This window comes from Geobacillus sp. WSUCF-018B (genome assembly GCF_002809985.1).
In the GTDB taxonomy this organism is placed as follows: domain Bacteria; phylum Bacillota; class Bacilli; order Bacillales; family Anoxybacillaceae; genus Geobacillus; species Geobacillus thermophilus.
Map to the genome: position 1 here is coordinate 1 of NZ_PIJF01000123.1, position 1,853 is coordinate 1,853.

2 protein-coding genes are annotated in these 1,853 nt (G+C 37.6%); both read left to right on the forward strand.

What is annotated here, in order from left to right:
• The coding region (locus tag CV944_RS16880) for a transposase (RefSeq protein ID WP_145994834.1) at positions 1–184 on the forward strand (184 nt) is incomplete at its 5' end.
• Between the two features lie 192 nt (positions 185–376).
• On the forward strand, positions 377–1,471 hold the full coding sequence (locus CV944_RS16885; RefSeq protein WP_049625510.1) for a glycerol dehydrogenase: 1,095 nt from the start codon (positions 377–379) through the stop codon (positions 1,469–1,471).
• The last annotated feature ends 382 nt before the right edge of the window (positions 1,472–1,853 follow it).

Below are 1,853 nucleotides of genomic sequence, written 5' to 3' on the forward strand. Positions count from 1 at the left end.
ATCGGATGCATGGAAACAATGGATGAAGCGAAAACGTAAAGTGGTGGAAACCGTGTTTTCGATTTTAGTCGATTCGTATCGGATCACCAAGATTCGCGCGAACTCGGTTTCTGGATTTGAAACGGCACTGGATGGTATTTTACTGGCTTACTCACTTGTTGTTCTCGGGCTAGTTGAGCGCTAAAGCTCAACTAGCACCACGGGTTTATACATCATCAAAACAAATGTACACAAATGATATCCTAACAATAATTCATAAAAAATCTTACATATTTGTGAAATGTTTCACATATTAATTGATTTTTCATTTTTACAATGGTATTATAAGAATGTAAGGCCTATTCACGAAATTCTAAAAAATATGGGGAGGCTTAATATGGCAAGAATTTTGATTTCACCGAACAAATATATTCAAGGGAAAGGTGAACTAATTAATATTCACAAACATATTGGTCATTTAGGAAGTTCCTTTTTATTTATTGCTGATGAGTTTGTTCAAAAAATTACAAAAGCGACCATTGAAGAAAGCTTCTCAAATAGCAACAGCACCATTACCTTTGCAACTTTTCGAGGAGAATGTTCAAAACAGGAAATTAATCGACTCAAAAATATCGTTATTGAAAACAAGATTGATGTTGTTGTTGGGGTCGGAGGCGGAAAAACTTTAGATACCGTTAAAGCATTGGGTTACTATACGAATCTGCCGACTGTAGTCGTTCCTACAATTGCTTCTACAGACGCACCATGTAGTGCATTATCTGTCATTTATACAGAGGATGGTGTATTTGAGGAGTATCTTGTCCTCCCTAAAAACCCTGACATCGTATTGGTTGATACACAAATTGTAGCAAATGCACCTGCCAGACTCCTTGCAGCTGGAATTGGGGATGCTTTAGCTACATATGTTGAAGCCAGAGCATGTTACGAAGCAAATGCAATTCCAATGGCTGGAGGAAATATAACGAAATCAGCGATCGGACTAGCTGAGTTATGTCAAAAAATCCTCTTTGAAGAAGGAGTTAGTGCATATCTCGCAGTTCAAAGAAAAACCGTTACAAAGGCTGTTGAAAACGTTGTGGAAGCCAATACGTATTTAAGTGGGATCGGTTTTGAAAGCGGTGGACTCGCAGCTGCTCATGCGATTCATAACGGCTTCACTGTTTTAGAGGACGTTCACCATCTATATCATGGAGAAAAAGTGGCCTTTGGTACACTTTCCCAATTAGTGCTTGAAAACCGCCCTATGGAAGAAATTGAAAAAATGGTTCGTTTAAATATTGAACTAGGTCTTCCTGTAACTCTTGAACAAATGGGAGTTAAAGAAGATGTTGAGGCCAAAATACGAAAAGTTGCTGAAGCGGCCTGTGCTGAAAATGAAACTATTCACAACATGCCGTTTAAAGTAACGCCAGATGATGTTTATGCCGCCATTTTAGCAGCAGACAGCATTGGAAAACGATTTGTTAAATGAGTGGAAAACTAATCGATCTCACAGTAAAACAAAAATCTATTTTCCTATTTTTTAACCACCGATAAAAAATCGAAATATACTTTCATTTCAAATGTGTTTCCAATCACTCTCCTGTTACTCATTCATAGTATTTTGCTCAGGAGAGTGATTTTTTGTACTTTTATGGAGGAATTGGTGGAATAAACGATAACTTCTTGACTCGGATGAAAAGTTGGAAGTAAAGCAGGCAGAAGAAGGGATAAAATAAACAAGATTCTGTAGCTTCATATATGCAATTACAAACTAAGTAACTATTCACCCCAGTGCTAGTGTATAAAAAAGCCCAGCACAAATAGGGCATTTCGGTCATAGAAAATGCCCTAGGTAGCGGAAAGAACTCGAT